The following is a 20,684-nucleotide window of genomic DNA, read 5'->3' as shown; positions in this document are numbered from 1 at the left end:
GGTGATTTCGGTTGTTGAGATTCGGCAGCGGTGATTCCCGGAATGTGGTTTCTGTCCTGGCTCACCGTTAGGGTCCAATCCTCTGTTCGTGACACGAGGAGTGTGGGGACGTGCGCTGGACCCGGAACATCCGAGTGGCCGCGTTGGTGGCGGTGGCCGCGCTCGGCCTGACCGCGTGTGGGGGTGGGGGCTCCGACAGCGGCCAGCCCGCCGCGCAGGGCAAGGGCGGGGCGCCGATCGTCGTCGCGTCGTTCAACTTCACCGACAGCCAGATCCTGGCGGAAATCTACGCGGCCGCGCTGGAGGCCAAGGGCTACCCGGTCACGCGCAAGCTGAACCTGGGTTCGCGGGAGCTGATCTACCCGTCGCTCAAGTCGGGTGAGCTGCAGTTCCTGCCCGAGTACCAGGGCGCGGCGATCACCACGGGGTTCGGCAAGGACGCGGTGAAGACGGCCGACGGTGAGCACCAGCAGCTCACGGAGCTGTTCGCGCCGGACGGCATCGTGCTGCTGAACTACGCCGCGGCCGAGGACAAGAACACCTACATCATGAAGGCCGACCTTGCGAAGGCCAACGGCATCACGAGCATCAGCGACCTCAAGAAGCTGCCGAAGGTCGTCATGGCCGGGCCGCCGGAGTGCGAGTCGCGGCTGCCTTGCTACAAGGGCTTCACCGATGTCTACAAGCTGACGAACACCTCGTTCCAGACCGTGCAGGAAGCCGGGCCGCGCGTGCAGCAGCTCAACTCCGGCGCGGCGACCGTGATCCCGGTCGACTCGGTGAGCCCGCTGGTCGGCGACCCGCAGTACGTGGCGCTCAAGGACGACCTGCAGATCGTGCCGACGGAGAACGTGGTGCCTGCGGTGAACAAGAAGGTGCTCGACGAGCGTGGCGCCGACTTCGCGGCCGTGGTCAACGCCGTTTCGGCGAAGCTGACCACCGACGGGATGCGCGAGCTGAACAAGCGCGTGGACTCCGACGGTGACCCGGCTGCCGACGTCGCGAAGGACTGGCTGACGCAGCAGGGCCTCGCCTGAGTGTTTTCAGCGGGTGAACGGGCCGTCCAGGACTTTCCGGGCGGCCCGTTTTCCGTGTGACCCTCGGCGGGAAAACCCCTGGTGACGCGGTGCCCGATCGGACCGTGTGCGAAGGTGGCGCGTGAGGGGTTCTCCAGTACAGCGAGGAGCGAGATGGGTAAGGTCACGGCCACCGCGGAGCGCACGATCGACGCGCCGGTGGACAGGGTTCGCGAGCTGGTCGCCGACTACGCCGAGACCCGGCCGAAGCTGCTCACCGAGCACTACCGCGACTACGAGGTCACCGACGGTGGCGTGGGCGCGGGCACCAAGGCGAGCTGGAAGCTGCAGGCTACGTCGAAGCGCGTGCGCGACGTCGCCGCGACCGTGAGCGAGCCGGCGCCGGGCACCCTCGTGGAGACCGACGCGAACTCCAGCATGGTCACGACCTGGACGGTTTCGCCTTCGGGCGCGGGCAGCGTCGTGCGGATCCAGACCAGCTGGGACGGCGCCGGTGGCGTCGGCGGCTTCTTCGAGAAGACCTTCGCGCCCGGTGGGCTGAAGAAGATCTACGACGGCGTGCTCGGCAAGCTCGAGGAGATCGTGTAGCGCTTGCCACACGGCCGGGCATAATCGGAATGATCGCCCCGGTTTGCTCGTTGGGGCGGGTGTATGCGGGGCGATGGCCCCGGTTCGACCCAGTCTCTACGATTTGGAGTTCAGTGGTGAACGCACCGACCCAGGCGACCGAGATCCGGCTCGCTGCCCGTCCGCACGGCGTCCCGACGTCGGCCGACTTCGACATCGTCGACACCGACATCCCGACGCCGGCCGGCGGTCAGCTGCTGGTGCGCAACGTGTTCATGAGTGTCGACCCGGCCATGCGCGGCCGGATGAACGACGCGAAGTCCTACGCACCGCCCTTCGCGGTCGGCGAGGCGATGAGCGGCGGCGCGGTCGGCGAGGTCGTGGAGTCCACTGTGGACGGCTTCAAGCCCGGTGACCACGTGCTGCACCAGCTCGGCTGGCGCACCCACGCCGTGGTCGACGCGACGAAGGTCGTGAAGGTCGACGGTTCCGTCGCGCCGCTTTCGACGTACCTGGGCGTGCTCGGCATGCCGGGCCTCACCGCGTACGCCGGGCTCCTGGTCACCGCGGAGTTCAAGCCGGGCGACACGGTGTTCGTCTCCGGCGCGGCCGGCGCGGTGGGTTCGCTCGTCGGCCAGCTGGCGAAGCTCAAGGGCGCCAAGCGCGTGATCGGCAGCGCTGGTTCGGCGGAGAAGGTGCGCCACCTCGTCGAGGACCTCGGCTTCGACGCCGCCTTCAACTACAAGGACGGACCCGTCGCCCAGCAGCTGGCCGCCGCCGCGCCCGAGGGCATCGACGTCTACTTCGACAACGTCGGCGGCGAGCACCTCGAGGCCGCCATCGCGTCGATGAACCTGCACGGGCGCATCACGGTGTGCGGCATGATCTCGCAGTACAACGCCACCGAGGCGACGCCCGCGCCGCGCAACATGGTCCAGATCATCGCCAAGCGCCTCACGATCCGCGGCATGCTCGTGCTCGACCACTGGCACCTGCAGCAGCAGTTCGTGTCCGAGGTGGCGCCCCTGGTGGCCTCCGGCGAGATCAAGTACTCGGAGACCATCGTGGACGGCATCCGCAACGCGCCGGACGCCTTCCTGGGCCTCCTCAGCGGCGCGAACACCGGCAAGATGCTGGTGCGGCTCAGCTGATTTCGCGGCGCCGGGCCGGTTCGCCGTCGTGGAGACGACGGGCCGGCCCGACTCGTGGGGGCGGATGAGCCGGTGCTGACCGGTGAGGCGATGTGGCGGGCGCTTCGAGCGGCCGACGAGCCCGGCAATCCGGAGATCCCGCACGGCTACGACCACGACGCCACCCGGCGCCGGTTCCTCGCGCTCGCCGGCCCCCTGCAATCCCGGCGCGTACGACAGCGAAGAGCGCGACGTCTTCTTCGAGGCCGAAGACCGACGGCTCGTCGAGACCGCGCTCGCCGACCTCGGCTATCGGCTCATCGACGAGCCGGAGACCTGGGAGCCCTACGACGGCGTCAACACGGCGCTGCGGCCTGAGATCACCTGGGGCGGCCGCTTCTTCGACTACCTCTGACCCGCCGTCCGGTAAGCCTCGATCACGATCCGCGCCGCCCGCGTCGACTTGGTCACCACCTGGTCCGCCGAGTAGCCCATGCGCGGCGAGACCCCGTCCAGGTACAGCGCGCCGTAGCCGTGGGACTGGGCGTTGAGTTGTTCGAGCAGTTCGAGGGCCTCGGCGTGGCCGTCGGTGACGGCGAGGCTGAGGGTGAGGAACGTGTCGAACAGGGCGCGGCGCTGGTCGTGCATTTCGGTGTACTCGGGGTTGGCCAGGCCGTCGGCGAAGAGGACCGGGAAGCCGAGGCGCGTGTCGATGAAGAAGCGGGTGTAGGCGCCCTGCGCGGAGGCCATGCGGGTGACCGGGTCGGGTTCCTCGGCGATGACCTTGTCGACGAGGTCGCGCAGCCGGCAGGCGGCCGCGGCGGCGACGGCGGCCAGCAGGCTGGACCGGTCGGGGAAGTGTCGGTACGGCGCGGCGGCGGAGACGTTCGCGCGCTTCGCGACCTGGGCGACGGAGAAGCCCTCCAGGCCCTGTTCGGCGATCAGGTCGAGTGATCCGCGCACGAGTTCGGCGCGCAGGTCGCCGTGGTGGTACTTGCCGCCCATGTCGTGGATCACACCCGATCTCGGTCGCGCGGATGTAAGACCCCTCTTACTATAGAGGATGTAAGGGGGGTCTTACATCGTGAAAACCCGGGCGAGGTGCCCGGTTTGTCTGGAGGATTTCATGCCCACCACCACACCCGCCATCGCCGCACCGGCCGCGGGGCAGCCGCTCGCGCCGACGACGATCGAGCGCCGCGACCTGCGTCCGGAAGACGTGCTGATCGACATCGCCTTCGCCGGCATCTGCCACAGTGACATCCACCAGGCCCGTGACGAGTGGGGCGGCTCGACCTTCCCGATGGTGCCCGGCCACGAGATCGCCGGCGTCGTCGCCGCGGTGGGCTCGGGCGTCACGAAGTACCAGGTCGGCGACCGCGTCGGGGTCGGCTGCATGGTCGACTCGTGCGGCGAGTGCGAGTACTGCGTCGCCGGCACGGAGCAGTTCTGTGTGAAGGGCAACGTGCAGACCTACAACGGCGTCGGCTTCGACGGCGAGGTCACCTACGGCGGATACAGCCGCCAGGTCGTGGTGAAGGACGCCTTCGTGTGCCGTATCCCGGAGGGCATCAGCCTCGACGTCGCCGCACCGCTGCTGTGCGCGGGCATCACCACGTACTCACCGCTGCGCCAGTGGGGCGCGGGCCCGGGCAAGAAGGTCGCGGTCGTCGGCTTCGGCGGGCTCGGTCACATGGCCGTGAAGCTCGCCGCGGCGATGGGCGCCGAGGTCACCGTGCTGAGCCAGAGCCTGAAGAAGCAGGAAGACGGCTTCAAGCTCGGGGCGAAGGACTACTTCGCCACCAGCGACGAGTCCACTTTCGACGTTCTGCGCGGCCGGTTCGACCTGGTGCTCAACACCGTGTCGGCGAAGCTGCCGGTGGACGCGTATCTGAGCCTGCTGCGCGTCGGCGGCGCGATGGTGAACGTCGGTGCGCCCGGCGAGCCGTTGGAGTACAACGTTTTCTCGCTGCTGGGCGGCAACAAGATCCTCGCCGGCTCGATGATCGGTGGCATCGCCGAGACCCAGGAGATGCTCGACTTCTGCGCCGAGCACGGCGTCGGTGCCGAGATCGAGACGATCTCCGCCGACCGAGTGAACGAGGCCTACGACCGCGTCGGCAACAGCGACGTGCGCTACCGCTTCGTGATCGACGCGTCGACGATCGGCGCCTGATCGCCGCCGCGCGGTCTGCGCTCAGAACACCATCGTCCGGTTGCCGTGCACCAGCACGCGGCCCTCGAGGTGCCAGCGCAGGCCGCGCGCCAGCGTCACCTTCTCGATGTCGCGGCCCTTGCGCACGAGGTCGTCGACGGAGTCGCCGTGGTCCACGCGGATCACGTCCTGCTCGATGATCGGGCCGGCGTCGAGGTCGGCCGTCACGTAGTGGCAGGTCGCGCCGATCAGCTTCACGCCGCGCACGTGCGCCTGGTGATAGGGCCGCGCGCCGATGAACGAGGGCAGGAAGCTGTGGTGGATGTTGATCGCCCGCCCGGCCCACTCGTCGCACAGGTCGGCCGGCAGCACCTGCATGAAACGCGCCAGCACCACGGCGTGGGGGTCGTGTTCGTCGACGAGCTTGCGCACCTCGGTGAACGCCTCGGCCTTCCCGTCGGCCGGGAAAGGCACGTGGTGGAACGGAATCCCGTGCGCCCGCGTGATGTCCGCGAGCGACGTGTGGTTGCCGATCACCGCCGCGATGTCCACGTCGAGCTCCCCGGACGCGACGCGGCCCAGCAGGTCGTACAGGCAGTGCCCGGCCTTCGAGACGAGCACGACCGCGCGCGGGCGCTCACCGGTGTCGCGCACCTGCCAGCTCGATTCGGCCGACAGCTCCTCCGCGACGGCCGCGAACCGCTCCCGCAACCCGGCGGCGTCGAACGGCAGCGACCCCGCCAGCACCACCTGGCGCGTGAAGAACCAGCCCGAGTCCGGGTCGGTGTGGTACGCCGCCTCCACGATCATCCCGCCGTGGTCGGCGAGGAAGCCCGAGATGCGGGCGATGATGCCGGTGCGGTCGGGGCAGCCGAAGGTGAGCACGTAACGCTGGGGATCAGGCACGCCCGCCATTCTCGCTGGTGCTGGTCAGGGCGCCGCGAGGGGCTCGGTGAGTGCGACGTGGCCCACCATCCGCGCGGCGTGGGGGCGGCCCCAGAGGGCGCGGTAGACGTCGTCGGGTGAGCCGGTGATGGTGAGGTCCGCGGCGCCGTCGCCCAGCTCCGGCACTTCGCCGGAGCGCAGGACCACTGTCCACACCCGGTCTCCGGCTTCGATCCGCACGACGCCGTCCTGGTGAACGGCCCGGCGAGGGACGAAGAACGTCAAGAACTCGTCGATCCCGTCCGTCGCGAACACGTCCGCATACCGCGTGACCGGCGGCTCGGGCAGGGCGCTCTCCGCGTCCAGCCGGTGGATCGCCGTCTCGTGCGCCAGGCGCCGGGCCCAGCGGCCGACGGTCAGCAGCCCGCCACCGGGAAACGGCGACCGCACCGGGGTATCGGCAGGCAGCCGGAGGGCTTCGCGGACGGCGAGGCGCTGGCCGTCCCACCGGCCGAGCGCGTCGGCCCAGTCGGTGGGCGGCAGCGGGTCAGCGGGTCGGTCCGTGATCGCCGCGACCGTGGACGAGAGCACTGTCGCCAGGTGCGTCACCAGGTCGTGCATCGTCCACTTCGGACAGTTGCGCAGGCGCGCCGACGGGCCCGCGGTGAGGGCTGCCGCCTTCAGGCGGTCGGCGTGGATGTCGATCGCCTCGGTCAGGTGCATCGCTCGACCGTAGCCGTCGCAAGCGAAGGCGTCGCGCGAACTCGATGAGGGTGACCAGGCCGAGGCCGAGGAGGAACGACAGGAGCAGGCCCTTCACCGGCTCGTCGGCGAACGTCGTGTCGCCGACCAGGCCGATGAGCACGCTGTAGACCGACCACACGGCGGCGCCGACCGCGTCGAGCGGCATGAAGCGGCGCAGTGGGTAGCCGAGGCTGCCCGTCGCCAGCCCGCTCGCCACGCGGCCGCCCGGCAGGTAGCGCGCGGCGATGATCAGCAACGGCGCCTGCCGCCGCACCTGCTCGCGCGCCCAGTCGTAGCGCTGCCGCCCCGACGGCCCGCGCTGCAGCCGCGCGATCGCCCGCGGCCCGGCCGCCCGGCCCACCGCGTAGCCAAGGCAGTCGCCGACCCACGCTCCGGTCGCCGCGACGAGCGCCAGCAGCGCCAGCCGCTGCGGGTCGGGCCCGAGCAGGACCGCGACCGTCACCACGGTCGTCTCGCTGGGCATGAACGGCAGCAGCGCGTCCAGACCCGCGACGGCGAACACGAGCACCCAGAGCCACGGCGACCCCAGCGTGCCGCGCAGCAGGTCGGTGACGTGTTGAAGCAGTTCCACCTGCCTATCGTGATCACCGCAGGTCACCACCGGGTGACACCGCGGGGGTGGGTCGGTGAACAGGTGGGATTCGTACCCGGACGACGCATTCGTGCCGCACTGATCAGCCCAGTCGGGCACTCTTCGTAGTCACCGCGGGTTCACACTGTCCCACGGCACCGTCAGCTCGCCGAGCCGCCAGCGCTCCGGCCGGCCGAGCAACGGCCAGCCGCGGTCCCGCAGCATCCCCACCGCCGACACCCACCGCGCCCGCACCCCGAACGACCGGTGTGGTGCCGCGGCGGCCCAGCAATCGTCCAAAGCGGACAGGAACGCGTGCACTGGTTCGCCGGGAACGTTGCGGTGGATGAGAACCTTGGGCAGCCGTTCGGCCACAATGGACGGACGATCGAGCTCCGCGAGCCGCATCGACACCGTCAGCGACACCGGCCCGGCCGCGCCGACGACGACCCACGAGGCCAGCCGCCCGATCTCGTCGCAGGTGCCCTCGACGATCAGCCCCTCGTCCGGCATCGCGTCGAGCATCACCTTCCACGCGCCGGCGACCTCGTGCTCGGCGTACTGGCGCAGCACGTTGAACGCCCGCACCACCACCGGCCGCGCCCCCGCCAGCTCGAAGCCGCCGCGGCGGAAGTCCAGCCACGGAGGGTCAGCGGCGCGGCGCGCGAACGCCACTCGCTCCGGATCGATCTCCAGCCCGAGCACGCGGACGTCGGTGCGGACCCGGCGCAGCCAGCGCAGGAGCTCGACCGTCGTGACGGGTGACGCGCCGTAGCCGAGGTCGACCACGAGCGGGTCCGGCGTTCGCCGCAACAGCCGCGTCACCGCGGGGTCACTCGCGAGCCAGCGATCGACTCTGCGTAACCGATTGGGATTGGTGGTGCCCCTCGTCGGGGCGCCCACCGGGCTCAGGCGTGCTCGGCCAGCCACGACGCGGTGAAGTCGGCTTCGCGGGCCAAGAGGTTCGTCACCTGCTGGGCCACGAACTCCTCGATCTTCCCGCCGAACAGCGGGATCCGCACCGTCACCTCACCGGAGGTCCGGAACTCGACGCGCTCGCCGCGTGGCGTCAGGAAGGTCTGCGCGCCGATCTCGCCCGGCACGCCGCTCACGCTGACGTCGACCTTGCCCGTGTACGCGTCGCCGGAGCGCTGCCACACCTGCTTGCGGTGCACGATGATGTCGCCGCGGTGCAGGGCCTGCACGGCCTGGGGCAGGCGCTGCGCGGCGATGCCGTGCTGCAGTTCGTAGCGCACGGTGTCGCCGTCAACGGCATGCGAGAGCAGCGCAGCGTTGTCGCCGCCCAGCTCCTTCAGGCGCGCCCGCAACGCGTCCTCACCGGACACGGCGGCCAGCACGGCCGCGAGTCCGGCGGAGAACTCGGCACGGTGCTCGATCCGGGATCCCATGGGCCGGACAGTACCGTTAGGCAGCGTGAACCCCGTCGAAACGCCCGCGCCGCCGCGCCTCGCCGAGTACACGACACTGCGCCTCGGAGGGCCCGCGCGCCGGTTCGTGCGGGCCACGACCAGCGACGATCTCGTCGCCGCCGTGCGCGAGGCCGACGCCGCCGGCGAGCGCGTGCTGCTGCTCGGCGGCGGCTCGAACCTCGTGGTGGCCGACAGCGGGTTCCCCGGCACGCTCATCCAGGTCGCGAACACCGGCTGGACGCGCGACGGCGACGTCGTAGAGGCAGCCGCCGGGCAGGAGTGGGACGCGTTCGTGGCGGGGCTCGTCGAGGCGGGGATCGGCGGACTCGAGTGCCTGTCCGGCATCCCGGGTTCCGTCGGCGCGACGCCGATCCAGAACGTCGGTGCGTACGGCTGCGAGGTCGCCGAGTCCATCGTCTCGCTCGAGCTCTACGACCGCGCCGCGCGCGAGGTGCGCACGGTGAAGGCCGACGAGCTCGGCTTCGCCTACCGCACCAGCGTGCTCAAGGGCACCGACAGCGGCGTGGTGCTCAGCGTCCGCTTCCGCGTCGACCCGGCCGGCGAGTCCGCGCCCATCCGCTACGCCGAACTCGCGCGCACGCTCGGTGCCGAGATCGGCGCGAAAGTCCCCACCGCCGCCGCGCGGGCAGCGGTCTTGGGCCTGCGCCGCGGCAAGGGCATGGTCCTCGACGCGGCCGACCACGACACGTGGAGCGCCGGCTCGTTCTTCACGAACCCGATCGTCCCTTCGCCTGAGGTCGAGGCCGTGCTCGCGCGCATCACCGCGGTCGTCGGCCCGGACGTCGCCGTACCCCAGTACCCGGCCGACGCCGGCGTGAAGCTCTCCGCCGCCTGGCTGATCGAACGCGCCGGCTTCGCCAAGGGCCACCCGGGCCCCGGCGGCCGCGCCTCGCTGTCGAGGAAACACACCCTCGCCCTGACCAACCGCGGCACCGCCACGACCGCCGACCTGCTCACCCTGGCCCGCGAAGTCCGCGACGGCGTGCGGGCGCGCTTCGGCGTGACGCTGCACCCGGAACCGTTGCTGATCGCCTGCTCGCTCTGAACCGTCCCCACCGTGCTCTGAAGCGGTCACAACCCCGTCACCAGCAGACGAACTCGGGAACCACCACCTCGGTGAAACGTCTTGTCGACATGCCGCCCGGGGGACAGGAAATGGGTGAACCCGGCCGCGGCGGGTAACGTCGAGTCGCTCACCGGCGCTGACAGCGTGGAAGCGTCCGCCGGTGCGGGGCCGGTGTGGTCCAAAAAGGGGAGGTTCGCGGGGATGGAACGGCGCACGGTGTTCAAGGCGGTGCTCGCCGCGGGGGCGGGCGTGCTCGCGGCCGCGTGTTCGACCACCACGAACGGCACGGCGTTGCCGCTCGGCGGGAGTCGGGAGGACGGCGGCAAACCTGTGGACCCGGTGGCGAAGATCACTGCCACGCCGGCCGTCGACGCGAAGGACGCGGACGTCCGCGAGCCCGTGGTCATCAAGGCGACCAGCGGCAAGCTCAGCGAGGTGAAGGTCACCAACTCCGACGGTGACGCCGTCAAGGGCGACCTCGCGGCCGACGGCCTGACCTGGAAGAGCTCCGAATCCCTCGGCTACGGCAAGACCTACACCTACGCCGCCAAGGCCACCGGCACGGACAACCGGCCCGTGGAGCTCAAGGGCTCCTTCGCGACGGTCAACCCGGCCAAGCAGCTGCGTGCCACGCTCAACCCGGCCGACGACGCCCACGTGGGCGTCGCGATGCCGATCAGCGTGAAGTTCAAGGAAGCGCCGAAGGACCGCGCGGCCGTGGAGAAGGCGCTGAAGGTGAAGACCGACGTCGAGGGCTCGTGGGGCTGGCTCTCGGCCACGCAGGTGGACTGGCGGCCGAAGGAGTACTGGCCGGAGAACACGACCGTGGAGGTCGAGGCCAACCTCTACGGCGTCGACCTCGGCGGCGGTGCCTACGGCAAGGCCGACGTCACGACCAAGTTCAAGATCGGCCGCAACCAGGTCGTGAAGGTGAACACCCCCGACCACGTGATGAAGGTCTACCGCGGCGGCTCCGAGTACAAGAGCTACCCGTGCGCGAACGGCCTCGACTCCGATGTGAACCGCAACACGCCCAACGGCACGTTCATCGTGATGTCGAAGGAGCCCACCGCGGTGTTCGACAACGCCCGGTACGGCTACACGAACGTCAACAAGAAGTGGGCCTGCCGCATCTCCAACCACGGCGAGTACATCCACGAAAACCAGGACAACGCCGCCAACATTGGCAAGGCCAACAACTCCCACGGCTGCGTCAACCTGCTGGAAGCCGACGCGAAGGACTACTTCGACTCCGCGCTCATCGGCGACCCGGTGGAGGTGTCGGGTTCGCAGCTGTCCAGCCCCACCGGCTCCGACGTCAAGGACTGGTTCTACGACTGGTCCACCTGGAAGACGCTGTCGGCGGCCAAGTGAAGTCTGCTACGAACTGACGTCGTGAACACCGAAGTGGTCGGTACCTCCGGCGTGCGCATCGCGTTGCGCGTCGAGGGTGCCCAGAACTCGCGTCCGATCGTCTTCGTGCACGGCTGGGCGCAGTCGTCGCGCGCGTGGGCGGCCCAGCTGGCCGACCCGGCGCTCACGGAGCGGTTCCGCCTGGTGGCGATGGACCTGCGGGGCCACGGTGCGTCCGACGTCCCGGCGGCCGGCTATGACGACCCGCGCCAGTGGGCCGACGACCTCGCCGCCGTGCTCGACTTCGCCGGCCGAGACGCGATTGTCGTCGGCTGGTCCTACGGCGGGCTCGTCATCGCCGACTACCTGCGGGTGCACGGAACCGCACGGCTGGCCGGGATCGTGCTCGTCGGTGCCATCACGGAGATCGGCCGGGGCCGCGAAGGCGGTAAGACCGGATCGGTCATGCGGGCCGCGCTGCCCGCGGCGCTCTCGGACGATCCCGAGGTCGCCGTGCCGGCGTTGGTCGAGTTCACCCGGGCCCAGGCGAACGCCTCGGTGCCAGGGACGTTCGCGCAAGCCCTGCTCGGGATGTCTTTGGCGGTGCCGCCGGCCGTGCGCGCGGCGCTGTTCAAGCGCGACGTGGAGAGCTCGGAAGTGCTGGCCAAGGTCGACAAACCGGTGCTGGTCGTGCACGGCACGGCCGACCGCGTGGTCGATCCGTCGGCAGCGGAATATTCGGCCGGGAAGATTCCGGGGGCCGTTCTGCGTTGGTTCGTTGATGCGGGGCATCTGCCGTTCGTCGAGGACGCGGGGGAGTTCAACTCCGCGCTGCGGCGGTTCTCCGGGGAAACAGCCGAGTAGCGCACACAGGAGTAGTGACCAGGTGACCATCTCCTCTCTGTCGGGGTACCGCGCCGCGCCGCGTCGCATCGCGGTGCTGTCCGTGCACACTTCGCCGCTCGAACAGCCGGGCACCGGCGACGCGGGCGGCATGAACGTGTACGTGCGCGAGACCGCCACCGAGATGGCGCGCCGAGGCGTCGAGGTCGAGGTGTTCACTCGTGCGACCTCCTCGGACCAGCCGCCGCTGGCCGAGCTGGCGCCGGGCGTGACCGTTCGCCACGTGCAGGCCGGCCCGTTCGAGCCGCTGGGCCGCGACGAGCTGCCCGCGCAGCTGTGCGCGTTCACCTCGGGCGTGCTGCGCGCCGAGGCGTTCCACGAGCCCGGCTACTACGACCTCATCCACTCCCACTACTGGCTCTCGGGCCAGGTCGGCTGGCTCGCGCGCGACCGCTGGGGCGTACCGCTGGTCCACACCGCGCACACGCTGGCGAAGGTCAAGAACTCACTGCTCGCCGACGGCGACAAGCCCGAGCCGCGCACGCGCGTGATGGGCGAGGAGCAGGTGGTGACCGAGGCCGACTGCCTGGTCGCCAACACCCAGGTCGAGGCGCGCCAGCTCGTGGACCTCTACGGTGCCGACCCGCACGCGGTGCACGCCGTGCCGCCGGGTGTCGACCTCGACCGTTTCACGCCCGGTTCGCAAGCGCTGGCGCGCGACGCGTTCGGGCTGCCGCAGGACGCCGTGGTGCTCGCGTTCGCCGGCCGGATCCAGCCGTTGAAGGCGCCGGACGTGCTGCTGCGCGCGGCCGCCGAGCTGCTGACGCAACGGCCGGAGCTGCGCGCGAAGCTCGTGGTGCTCGTGGTCGGCGGGCCGTCGGGCACCGGGCTGGAGCAGCCGCAGGCGCTCAAGGAGCTGGCGTGCACCCTCGGCATCCAGGAGCAGGTGCGGTTCCTGCCGCCGCAGCCGGGGCAGAAGCTCGTGAACGTGTTCCGCGCGGCCGACGTGGTCGCTGTGCCGAGCTACAACGAGTCGTTCGGGCTCGTGGCGCTGGAGGCGCAGGCCTGCGGCACGCCCGTGGTGGCCGCCGAGGTCGGCGGGCTGCCGGTCGCGGTGCCGCACGGCGTGTCGGGACTGCTCGTGCCTTCGCACACGGCCACCGACTGGGCCGACGCGCTGGCGGCCGTCGCGCTGCGTCCGGAACGCCGGCGTGAACTCGGTGCCAACGCCGTGCTGCACGCCCACCGCTTCTCCTGGAGCCGCACCACGGACTCGCTGCTGGAGATCTATGCTCAGGCGACCAAGGCGTTCCGCGGAGCGCTCGAAACGCGGGCGGAGGTGGCCGTGTGAGCCTGGACGCGACGATCAAGTCCACTTTGGACGCTGCCGAGCTCAAGTACGACCGGCGTGGCGAAGGAAAGTACTTCGTGACGTTGCCCGGTACCAAGAAGCTCCAGACCAACTGCTGGCTCGTGGACGGCGACCACGCGTTCTCCGTGGAGGCGTTCGTGTGCCGCCGCCCCGACGAGGCGCACGAGCAGGTGTACCGCTTTCTGTTGCAGCGCAACGCCCGGCTCTACGGCGTGCACTACACAGTGGACAGTATCGGTGATATCTACCTCGTCGGGCGCTTCGGCAAGGAGACGGTGACCGACGCCGAGCTGGACAAGATCCTCGGGCAGGTCCTCGAAGCCGCCGACGGTGACTTCAACACGTTGCTGGAGATCGGGTTCGCGTCGTCGATCAAACGCGAGTGGGACTGGCGCGTGTCGCGCGGGGAGTCGCTGGCGAACCTCCAGGCGTTCAAGCACCTCGTGGCGCCCGAGAAGCCGCACGAGCCGGGCTTGACCGAGTCGTGACTCGGGCCGTGCAACGCCGTTGAGGTCGGAGTCCGTCCGTCTGCCACCCGAGTGGAGGAGGACGGATGAGAACTCGATGGAGACGGGTGCCGGCCGGGGCCGCGTTGCTGGTGGCGCTGGCGGGGTGCACGGCGAACGAGCCGAGCTCGACGGAGGCCGACAGCGGGATGGCGGCTGCGCCGCAGCAGGGCTTGGCCGAGAAGGCTGCGCCCGCTGTGCCGGCGCCGGGGGCCGCCGGGAATTCGGCCAACGCGCCGGCGGTCGGGGCCGCCGGGACCACTGACCGCAAGCTCGCCCGGAGCGCGCGGCTGCACCTCTCGACCCCGAAGCTCGACGACGTCGTCTCGCGGGCGCGGGTGATCGTGACCGGAGCCGGCGGGTACACCGGCCAGGAGAGCACGCTGGAGTCGTCCGCGACCCTGAGCCTCGCCGTGCCCGCCGAAAAGCTCGACGGGGTGCTCGACCAGCTCGCCGGGCTCGGCAAGGTCGCCAAGCGCGAGCTGAGCTCCCAGGACGTCACCGCCCAGGTGGTCGACGTGGACGCGCGCCTGGCGACGCAGCGCGCGAGCGTCGACCGGATCCGGGCGTTGCTGGCGAAGGCGACGTCGATCTCCGAGATCGCGAGTGTGGAGAGTGAGCTCACCACCCGCGAAGCCGCGCTCGAGTCACTCGAACAGCAGCAGAAGGCGCTCGCGGGGAGCGTCGCGATGGCGACGGTGGCACTGTCCGTGACCGCCGAGGTCGTGACCGGTCCAGAGCAGACATCCGATGACTTGCCCTTCCTCGCGGGGCTTGCCGGTGGCTGGGGCGCGTTCCTGACCTTCGGCGGCGGCGTCCTGACGGCGCTGGGGGCGATCGCGCCGTTCGCCGTGGTGCTCGGGATCCCGGCCGGCGCGGTGTGGTGGTGGGTGCGCAAGCGGCGCCGTGCGCGGCCGTCCGGTAACCCGGCAGACGCGGCTGTCCCCGCCGGACCTGCGGGATAACCGGGAAAGGCGGGACGGCTCGAGGGAGGGGGGAGTCGCGATCTCGAGCCGCCCCGCTGAAGTTCCCGCCGATCAAGGACCCGGTGACGAGGGGGATGCCAACGGGGCCGGCGGGCCGCGGCTCGGCAGGGGGAGACGAGCCGCGGTCATAGCCCGCCGTCAGCCGGGGAGTGCGTGGAATCCGGCTGAGCGGGACATGCCAAACCTGTCAGATGTCCACCTGTAATCACAAGACTACTCGTTACTCCATTCGAGTGGACTTCACTGATCGGGATAACAGCGCGCAGCACATTGCACCGTTTTCGCGGCTTGTTGACGGGCTGACTTCTGTTCGGGTGAAGGTGTTACTGTGGGGTAACACACTCTCTGTAGAACATCGTTCAAGCGGGACTCACCAGTCACGAACCTGGTCCGCTCTGGCAGGCTGTGGGCCATGGCCGAACTTGGGACGCTGGTGCTGCTGCGGCACGGACAGAGCACGTGGAACGCGGAAAACCTGTTCACCGGATGGGTGGACGTGCCGCTTTCGGAGACGGGCGAGCGCGAAGCTCGCCAGGGCGGCCAGCTGCTGGCCGAGGCGGGGCTGCTGCCCGACGTGGTGCACACGTCGCTGCTGCGCCGCGCGATCGGCACGGCGAACATCGCCCTCGACGCCGCCGACCGGCACTGGATCCCCGTCAAGCGCGACTGGCGGCTCAACGAGCGCCACTACGGCGCGCTGCAGGGCAAGAACAAGAAGCAGACGCTGGAGGAGTTCGGCGAGGAGCAGTTCATGCTCTGGCGCCGCTCCTACGACACCCCGCCGCCGGCCATCGACCCGGCCGACGAGTTCAGCCAGGCGGGCGACGCGCGCTACGCCGACCTCGGTGACAACGCGCCCCTGACCGAATGCCTCAAGGACGTCGTCGAGCGCCTCCTGCCGTACTGGCAGTCCGAGATCGTCCCCGACCTGCGCGCGGGCAAGACCGTGCTGGTCGCCGCGCACGGCAACTCGCTGCGTGCCCTCGTCAAGCACCTCGACGGCATCTCCGACACGGACATCGCGGCACTCAACATCCCCACCGGCATCCCCCTGCGCTACGACCTCACGGACGACCTCCAGCCCATCAAGCCGGGTGGCCTGTACCTCGACCCGGAGGCCGCGGAGGAAGCCGCTGCGGCGGTGGCGAACCAGGGCCGCTGAGCCGGCTCACCCAGTCACGGACGAAGGGCCATCGCGCGAGTTGCGCGGTGGCCCTTCGGCTTTTCGGGAACCAGCCTCAGGCCGCGTTCAACGGGTCGATCGCCGACACCTTCCAGCCGCCGTCCGGTTGGCGGGCCAGGGTGAGGCGGACGGGGATGGTGCGGTCCTGCGGGCCGCCCTGCTGCTGGGTCGAGACGACGGCGTCGAGGAGCACCGTGGCGGTCTTGCCGTCCGCGGAGGTGGACGACACGGCGGCCGCGGACTGCGGGTTGAAGGAAGCCTTCGCGCCACTGCTTTTCATGCTGTCGACGGTGGTCTGGCGGGTCGCGCGGAACTGGGTGAGGAGCGGGTCGACGGCGACGCTCTCGTAGCCGTCGTACACGGCGTCGGCGTTTTGCGCGTCGACGGTCAGCAAGACCGACCCGGCGTGCCGGGCGGCGGCGAGGGCGGAGTCGCGGGTGGCGGCGGGGCGGGGAGCGCCCGGGTCGGCCGTCGGGCCGAGGGTGCCGCGCGGGTTGAGGTTCAGGTCGCTGACGCGCCAGTGGTCGCCGGCGGGCGCGGCGGTCACGACGACGACCGCGAGCGCGGCGTTGGTCTTGCCGTCGGGGGTCTGGCTCTGCTGCTTGATCGCGGCGAGCACCGTGGCCCCCCTCGGCGACAGGGCGGCGACGCCCGAATCGATCACGTGCGTCTGCGTCTTCACCGGAGTGGTCTTGATCTGGGCGAAGGTCTGGTCGAACTGGGTGCGGGCGTTGCCGGTGAAGTACTCCTGCTCGTTCTTCGCCACCGCAGCCGTGTCCGTGGAGTCGAAGCTGAACACAGTCTCCATGGCCTTCTTGATCCCCGCGGACGCGTCGCTGGTGGCCTTCGCGTCCACGTACGCCAGGTTGGCGGGCTGCGGCGCAACCACGGCCTTCCCGCCGACCGCCGAGCTGCACCCGGCAGCGAACAGGCCGAGCGGCCCGAGCAGGGCCACCGACACCACGACACCACGCCTCACAGCAGACCGGCCTCCTTCGCGCGCGCCCCGGCCTGGAACCGCGACGTCGCCCCCAACGCTGCCATCAGCTCCGCCACGTAGCGCCGGTAGGTCCGCAGGCCGACGCCCATCGTGCGCGCCGCGGTCTCGTCGGTGCAGCCCGACAGCAGCAGGTCCAGCAGTCGCGGTGTGTTCTGCCGCAGCTCGGCGAAGCGCGTTTCGAACGCCGCGAGATCCGTCGACGACCGCCACGCCGCTTCGAACAGCGACGAGATCCCGTTGACGAGATCGGGTCGCGAAAGGACGGTGTAGCTGCGCCCGTCCGGCGTGACCTCGGCGGCGAGGATCGCGAGGCGGCCGTCGAGGATGATCGTCTCGTTGATCTCGCGTTCGCTGATCCGGATCTGCGCGCCGAGCTCGCGCAGCAGGCGCAGGTGCTCGACGCTCGCCCCGTCCAGCAGCACGCTCGGCAGGTAGATCTTGCGCGCCCGCCGGCCCTGCAGGTCCGGCACCGAGGGCACCGCCGGCACACCGGTGCCCGGGCGCGAAGCCACCCAGGTGTAGAGGGTGTTCGCGGCGCACGCGATGTCCGTGGCGCTGCCGAACAGGTGCGCGGTGCGGTCGAACAGCTCGCGTTCGCCGCGCACGGTCACGACGTCCTCGACTCGGGTCACGCACCCCAGTGTCACCGCGTTCCGCGGCCCCGGCCACCACCGGTTGGCAGCTTGCTGCCAATCCGGGCGCCGCGAAAGCCGCCGGGACACGCTGGAAGTCATGACCCAGACAGCACTTCCCGCCGCGGCCGCCGGCACGTGGCAGCTCGGTTCCCTCACCGTCAACCGCCTCGGCTTCGGCGCCATGCGGCTCGTCCCGTTCGCGGGCGGCACCAGTGCCGACCGCGAGCGCGCCCTCACCGTCCTGCGCCGCGCGCTCGAGCTCGGTGTGAACCACATCGACACGGCGGCGTTCTACTTCACGCCGGAGTTCTCCTCCAACGAGATGATCAACACCGCGCTCTCGCCCTACGCCGACGACCTGGTCCTGACCACGAAGGTCGGCCCCGGCCGCGACCCGTCCGGCGAGTTCCTGCCCTTCGCGCGCCCCGACCAGCTGCGTGGCCAGGTCGAGGAGAACCTGCGCCAGCTCGCGCGCGACCACATCGACGTGGTCAACCTCCGCATCGGCACGGGCCTCGGGCGCGGCACGGGGTCCATCGCCGAGCACTTCGGTGCCCTGGCCGAGCTGCGCGAGGCCGGCCTCATCCGCGAGCTGGGCATCTCCAACGTCGGGCCGGAGCACCTCGCCGAGGCGCTGGCGATCGCGCCCGTGGTGTGCGTGCAGAACCAATACGGCCTCACCGCCGTCCGCGAGGACGACGAGCTGCTGCGCCTCTGTGGTGAACACGGCGTGGCCTTCGTGCCGTGGTTCGCCGTCGCGAGTGGACAAACGGACGAAACCGGCGTGGAAGAGCGGGTGGCGACGGTCGCGAAGCGCCACGACGCCACCTCGGCCCAAGTCCGTCTCGCGTGGACGCTCGCGCAAGGTGATCACGTGCTCGCGATCCCGGGCACGGGCAACCCGGACCATCTGGCACAGAACGTCGCCGCCGCGCAGCTGCGCCTGACGGCGGACGATCTTGCCGAGCTCGACGGAGCGTGAACAACCTGCCGGAAGGTCTCGGGAGGGTGAACGGGGCCTGACACCAGGGCGAACATGTCGCCCGCAGGTGTCACGCGCCTCACGACCGGGCTTCCAAGGCTGGTCCGAAAGGCTACCGGGATGCTTACGATTCGTTCGTGACCACGCCTGTTGTCCTGATCTCGGCCATCGGCGCTCTTGTCGTCGGCGCGGTCGTCGGGTTCCTCATCGCCCGGGCCCGGGCCCGGAAGGAGACGGCACGGCCGGCGGGACCGACCGTGGCGGAGCTCCTCGAACGGCTGATCCGGTCGTCCCGCAGCGGCGTCGTCGTCCTCAACCGCTTCGGCGACCTGGTGCTGCACAACCCGAGGGCCTACGAGCTCGGCCTGGTGCGCGTGAACCAGGCCGACCCGCGCGCCCGCGCCGCCGCCGAGCAGGTGGTGGAGACCGACGAGCCGATGGAGATCGACCTGTCGCCGCTCGAGAACCGCGGGCGGCGCCAGCCGGAGGCGGTGCTCGGCGAGGTCCGCCCGCTCGGCGACGGCTTCACCGTGGTCGAAGCCGTGGACCACTCCGAGGCCATCCGCCTGGAGGCCGTGCGCCGCGACTTCGTGGCCAACGTGAGCCACGAGCTCAAGACCCCGGTCGGCGCGATCGCGCTGCTCACCGAGGCCGTGCTCGACGCCGCCGACGACGTGGACGAGGTCCGCCGCTTCGGCAGCAAGATCCTTCGCGAGTCCACGCGGCTGGGCACGCTCGTGACCGAGCTGATCGCGCTTTCGCGCCTGCAGGGCGCCGAACGGCTGCCGGACCTCAACGTGGTCGAGGTCGACGCCGTGGTGCGGGAGGCGCTCGGCCGGACAACGTTGTCAGCGGAGTCGGCGGAGATCACCATAACCACCGACACGGCGAGCGGCCTGCTCATCGAGGGCGACCGGACACTGCTGGTCACGGCCCTGTCGAACCTGCTGGAGAACGCCGTCGCGTACTCGTCGCCGGGCAGCCCGGTGTCGATCTCGCGCCGGCTGGCCGACGGCATGGTCGAGATCGCCGTGACCGACCGCGGCATCGGCATCGCCGAGGACGAACAGCAGCGCGTGTTCGAGCGCTTCTACCGCGCGGACAAGGCCCGCTCCCGCGCCACCGGCGGCACGGGGCTGGGCCTGGCGATCGTGAAGCACGTCGCGGCCAACCACGGCGGTTCGGTAGGCCTGTGGAGCCGGCCCGGCACCGGGTCCACGTTCACTCTGCGGATCCCCGCGCACGTCAGCCCCGAGCCCGGCGGCGACGGGGCCCGTGGCAAGACCCAGCCCGCCACCGTGGTGCGGCAGGACAAGACCCCCGAGCGGACACCCCGGCTCGTGGCAACCGGGCAGGAGCTCTCCAGCCCAGACCATGGAGGAAACCTGTGACGAGGGTTCTCATTGTCGAGGACGAAGAGTCCTTCGCCGACCCGCTCGCCTTCCTGTTGCGCAAGGAAGGCTTCACGGCCGCGGTGGCCGGGACGGGACAGCAGGCGCTCGAGGAGTTCGACCGCAACGGCGCCGACATCGTGCTGCTCGACCTCATGCTCCCGGGCATGAGCGGCACGGACGTGTGCAAGCAGCTGCGCCAGCGTTCGGCCGTGCCGGTGATCATGGTGACGGCGCGCGACAGCGAGATCGACAAGGTCGTGGGCCTGGAACTGGGCGCCGACGACTACGTGACGAAGCCCTACTCGGCCCGGGAGCTCATCGCGCGGGTGCGCGCGGTGCTGCGCCGCGGCGGCGAGCCGGGCGCGGAGGGCGAGCTGGCGCCGCTGGTGCTCTCGGCCGGGCCCGTGCGGATGGACGTCGAGCGCCACGTCGTGACCGTGGACGGCGCCGAGGTTTCGCTGCCGCTCAAGGAGTTCGACCTCCTGGAGTACCTGCTGCGCAACGTGGGCCGGGTGCTCACGCGCGGCCAGCTCATCGACCGCGTGTGGGGCGCCGACTACGTCGGGGACACCAAGACCCTCGACGTCCACGTGAAGCGCTTGCGCTCGAAGATCGAGCCCGACCCGGGCTCCCCGCGTCACCTCGTGACGGTGCGCGGCCTCGGGTACAAGTTCGAGACGTGAGCCGCCGGTAGGGAAGCCACCGGAGCACGGCCGGGGTGGCGGTTTTTTTCTTGCCACCCCGGCCGTTTTCGCTCCTGGGGAAACGCTCCATTTTTCACCCTGCGCGGGCGTTCGGGCACG

At 70.5% G+C, this 20,684-nt stretch carries 23 protein-coding genes; 15 read left to right on the top strand and 8 right to left on the bottom strand.

The genetic code is table 11. The features are described from left to right. Window positions 1-110: 110 nt before the first annotated feature. From QRX50_RS05255 to QRX50_RS05240, 4 genes are all read left to right on the top strand, one after another. Entirely contained in the window at window positions 111-1,037 is a 927-nt protein-coding gene (locus tag QRX50_RS05255; protein ID WP_285970833.1) for an ABC transporter substrate-binding protein, read from the top strand. A gap of 153 nt (window positions 1,038-1,190) precedes the next feature. Beyond that, on the top strand, window positions 1,191-1,625 hold the full coding sequence (locus tag QRX50_RS05250; RefSeq protein WP_285970832.1) for an SRPBCC family protein: 435 nt from the start codon (window positions 1,191-1,193) through the stop codon (window positions 1,623-1,625). A gap of 116 nt (window positions 1,626-1,741) precedes the next feature. Further along, window positions 1,742-2,755, top strand: a complete 1,014-nt coding sequence (locus tag QRX50_RS05245; protein ID WP_285970831.1) for an NADP-dependent oxidoreductase — start codon at window positions 1,742-1,744, stop codon at window positions 2,753-2,755. An 82-nt stretch (window positions 2,756-2,837) separates the two neighbouring features. After that, window positions 2,838-3,149, top strand: coding sequence for a hypothetical protein (locus QRX50_RS05240; RefSeq protein WP_285970830.1), 312 nt, complete (start codon window positions 2,838-2,840; stop codon window positions 3,147-3,149). On the opposite strand, the gene QRX50_RS05235 is transcribed toward QRX50_RS05240, so the two are convergent. Then, a complete protein-coding gene (locus tag QRX50_RS05235; protein ID WP_285970829.1) occupies window positions 3,140-3,751 on the bottom strand; it encodes a TetR/AcrR family transcriptional regulator in 612 nt (203 codons plus the stop codon). The genes QRX50_RS05240 and QRX50_RS05235 overlap by 10 nt on opposite strands. Before the next feature lie 109 nt (window positions 3,752-3,860). On the opposite strand from QRX50_RS05235, the gene QRX50_RS05230 reads away from it, so the two are divergent. Then, window positions 3,861-4,910 carry an NAD(P)-dependent alcohol dehydrogenase gene (locus tag QRX50_RS05230; RefSeq protein ID WP_285970828.1) on the top strand — a complete coding sequence of 350 codons (1,050 nt, stop codon included), beginning with the start codon at window positions 3,861-3,863 and terminating at the stop codon, window positions 4,908-4,910. Between the two features lie 21 nt (window positions 4,911-4,931). Here the strand turns inward: QRX50_RS05230 and purU are convergent, their stop codons facing one another. The 5 genes from purU to QRX50_RS05205 all read right to left on the bottom strand — a co-directional run bounded on the left by purU (window position 4,932) and on the right by QRX50_RS05205 (window position 8,519). Then, window positions 4,932-5,804, bottom strand: a complete 873-nt coding sequence (purU, locus tag QRX50_RS05225) for a formyltetrahydrofolate deformylase (RefSeq protein ID WP_285970827.1) — start codon at window positions 5,802-5,804, stop codon at window positions 4,932-4,934. Between the two features lie 15 nt (window positions 5,805-5,819). After that, window positions 5,820-6,419 carry a maleylpyruvate isomerase N-terminal domain-containing protein gene (locus QRX50_RS05220; RefSeq protein ID WP_285974365.1) on the bottom strand — a complete coding sequence of 200 codons (600 nt, stop codon included), beginning with the start codon at window positions 6,417-6,419 and terminating at the stop codon, window positions 5,820-5,822. After that, a complete protein-coding gene (locus tag QRX50_RS05215) occupies window positions 6,322-7,110 on the bottom strand; it encodes a DedA family protein (RefSeq protein WP_285970826.1) in 789 nt (262 codons plus the stop codon). Before QRX50_RS05215 ends, QRX50_RS05220 begins: the two co-directional genes overlap by 98 nt. Window positions 7,111-7,239: 129 nt before the next feature. Beyond that, a complete protein-coding gene (locus tag QRX50_RS05210) occupies window positions 7,240-8,040 on the bottom strand; it encodes a class I SAM-dependent methyltransferase (protein ID WP_285970825.1) in 801 nt (266 codons plus the stop codon). After that, window positions 8,019-8,519, bottom strand: a complete 501-nt coding sequence (locus tag QRX50_RS05205; protein ID WP_285970824.1) for a DUF2505 domain-containing protein — start codon at window positions 8,517-8,519, stop codon at window positions 8,019-8,021. Before QRX50_RS05205 ends, QRX50_RS05210 begins: the two co-directional genes overlap by 22 nt. Window positions 8,520-8,544: 25 nt before the next feature. On the opposite strand from QRX50_RS05205, the gene QRX50_RS05200 reads away from it, so the two are divergent. The 7 genes from QRX50_RS05200 (at window position 8,545) to QRX50_RS05170 (ending at window position 15,849) form a co-directional block, all read left to right on the top strand. Then, a complete protein-coding gene (locus QRX50_RS05200; protein WP_285970823.1) occupies window positions 8,545-9,606 on the top strand; it encodes a UDP-N-acetylmuramate dehydrogenase in 1,062 nt (353 codons plus the stop codon). A gap of 222 nt (window positions 9,607-9,828) precedes the next feature. Beyond that, window positions 9,829-11,001: a L,D-transpeptidase gene (locus QRX50_RS05195; RefSeq protein ID WP_285970822.1), complete on the top strand. Its 1,173-nt coding sequence runs from the start codon at window positions 9,829-9,831 to the stop codon at window positions 10,999-11,001. 21 nt (window positions 11,002-11,022) lie between these two features. Continuing rightward, the gene (locus tag QRX50_RS05190; RefSeq protein ID WP_285970821.1) at window positions 11,023-11,844 is read left to right on the top strand and encodes an alpha/beta fold hydrolase; all 822 of its coding nucleotides are present in this window, start codon (window positions 11,023-11,025) and stop codon (window positions 11,842-11,844) included. 22 nt (window positions 11,845-11,866) lie between these two features. Continuing rightward, a complete protein-coding gene (gene mshA / locus QRX50_RS05185; protein WP_285970820.1) occupies window positions 11,867-13,174 on the top strand; it encodes a D-inositol-3-phosphate glycosyltransferase in 1,308 nt (435 codons plus the stop codon). Beyond that, a complete protein-coding gene (locus tag QRX50_RS05180) occupies window positions 13,171-13,683 on the top strand; it encodes a type III secretion system chaperone family protein (RefSeq protein ID WP_220245921.1) in 513 nt (170 codons plus the stop codon). Before mshA ends, QRX50_RS05180 begins: the two co-directional genes overlap by 4 nt. 65 nt (window positions 13,684-13,748) lie before the next feature. Beyond that, window positions 13,749-14,666 (top strand): DUF4349 domain-containing protein, encoded by a 918-nt coding sequence (locus tag QRX50_RS05175; protein WP_285970819.1) that lies wholly within the window; start codon window positions 13,749-13,751, stop codon window positions 14,664-14,666. A 433-nt stretch (window positions 14,667-15,099) separates the two neighbouring features. Then, window positions 15,100-15,849 (top strand): phosphoglyceromutase, encoded by a 750-nt coding sequence (locus tag QRX50_RS05170; RefSeq protein WP_285970818.1) that lies wholly within the window; start codon window positions 15,100-15,102, stop codon window positions 15,847-15,849. 76 nt (window positions 15,850-15,925) lie between these two features. Here QRX50_RS05170 and QRX50_RS05165 read toward each other — a convergent pair whose 3' ends face one another. Both QRX50_RS05165 and QRX50_RS05160 read right to left on the bottom strand, forming a co-directional pair. Beyond that, a complete protein-coding gene (locus QRX50_RS05165; protein WP_285970817.1) occupies window positions 15,926-16,849 on the bottom strand; it encodes a hypothetical protein in 924 nt (307 codons plus the stop codon). After that, complete coding sequence (locus QRX50_RS05160; protein ID WP_285970816.1) at window positions 16,846-17,502, bottom strand: DNA-binding response regulator; 657 nt, start codon at window positions 17,500-17,502, stop codon at window positions 16,846-16,848. Before QRX50_RS05160 ends, QRX50_RS05165 begins: the two co-directional genes overlap by 4 nt. Window positions 17,503-17,602: 100 nt before the next feature. Here QRX50_RS05160 and QRX50_RS05155 point away from each other — a divergent pair, with 100 nt between their 5' ends. The 3 genes from QRX50_RS05155 to QRX50_RS05145 all read left to right on the top strand — a co-directional run bounded on the left by QRX50_RS05155 (window position 17,603) and on the right by QRX50_RS05145 (window position 20,564). Then, window positions 17,603-18,487, top strand: coding sequence for an aldo/keto reductase (locus QRX50_RS05155; RefSeq protein WP_285970815.1), 885 nt, complete (start codon window positions 17,603-17,605; stop codon window positions 18,485-18,487). Window positions 18,488-18,624: 137 nt separating this feature from the next. Continuing rightward, complete coding sequence (locus QRX50_RS05150; RefSeq protein WP_285970814.1) at window positions 18,625-19,878, top strand: sensor histidine kinase; 1,254 nt, start codon at window positions 18,625-18,627, stop codon at window positions 19,876-19,878. Next, a complete protein-coding gene (locus QRX50_RS05145; RefSeq protein ID WP_204091841.1) occupies window positions 19,875-20,564 on the top strand; it encodes a response regulator in 690 nt (229 codons plus the stop codon). Before QRX50_RS05150 ends, QRX50_RS05145 begins: the two co-directional genes overlap by 4 nt. The last annotated feature ends 120 nt before the right edge of the window (window positions 20,565-20,684 follow it).

It is taken from the genome of Amycolatopsis sp. 2-15 (genome assembly GCF_030285625.1).
Lineage (GTDB): Bacteria > Actinomycetota > Actinomycetes > Mycobacteriales > Pseudonocardiaceae > Amycolatopsis > Amycolatopsis carbonis.
Note: the sequence above shows the minus strand (reverse complement) of the source record. Positions and strands in the feature narration are given on the sequence as shown.

What these genes read in the sequence shown, in the direction of transcription:
- QRX50_RS05170 (WP_285970818.1), top strand. Translation starts at nt 15,100, where the DNA reads ATGGCCGAACTTGGGACGCTGGTGCTGCTGCGGCACGGACAGAGCACG.
- QRX50_RS05195 (WP_285970822.1), top strand. Translation starts at nt 9,829, where the DNA reads ATGGAACGGCGCACGGTGTTCAAGGCGGTGCTCGCCGCGGGGGCGGGC.
- QRX50_RS05230 (WP_285970828.1), top strand. Translation starts at nt 3,861, where the DNA reads ATGCCCACCACCACACCCGCCATCGCCGCACCGGCCGCGGGGCAGCCG.
- QRX50_RS05175 (WP_285970819.1), top strand. Translation starts at nt 13,749, where the DNA reads ATGAGAACTCGATGGAGACGGGTGCCGGCCGGGGCCGCGTTGCTGGTG.
- purU (WP_285970827.1), bottom strand. Translation starts at nt 5,804, where the DNA reads ATGGCGGGCGTGCCTGATCCCCAGCGTTACGTGCTCACCTTCGGCTGC.
- QRX50_RS05250 (WP_285970832.1), top strand. Translation starts at nt 1,191, where the DNA reads ATGGGTAAGGTCACGGCCACCGCGGAGCGCACGATCGACGCGCCGGTG.
- QRX50_RS05205 (WP_285970824.1), bottom strand. Translation starts at nt 8,519, where the DNA reads ATGGGATCCCGGATCGAGCACCGTGCCGAGTTCTCCGCCGGACTCGCG.
- QRX50_RS05155 (WP_285970815.1), top strand. Translation starts at nt 17,603, where the DNA reads ATGACCCAGACAGCACTTCCCGCCGCGGCCGCCGGCACGTGGCAGCTC.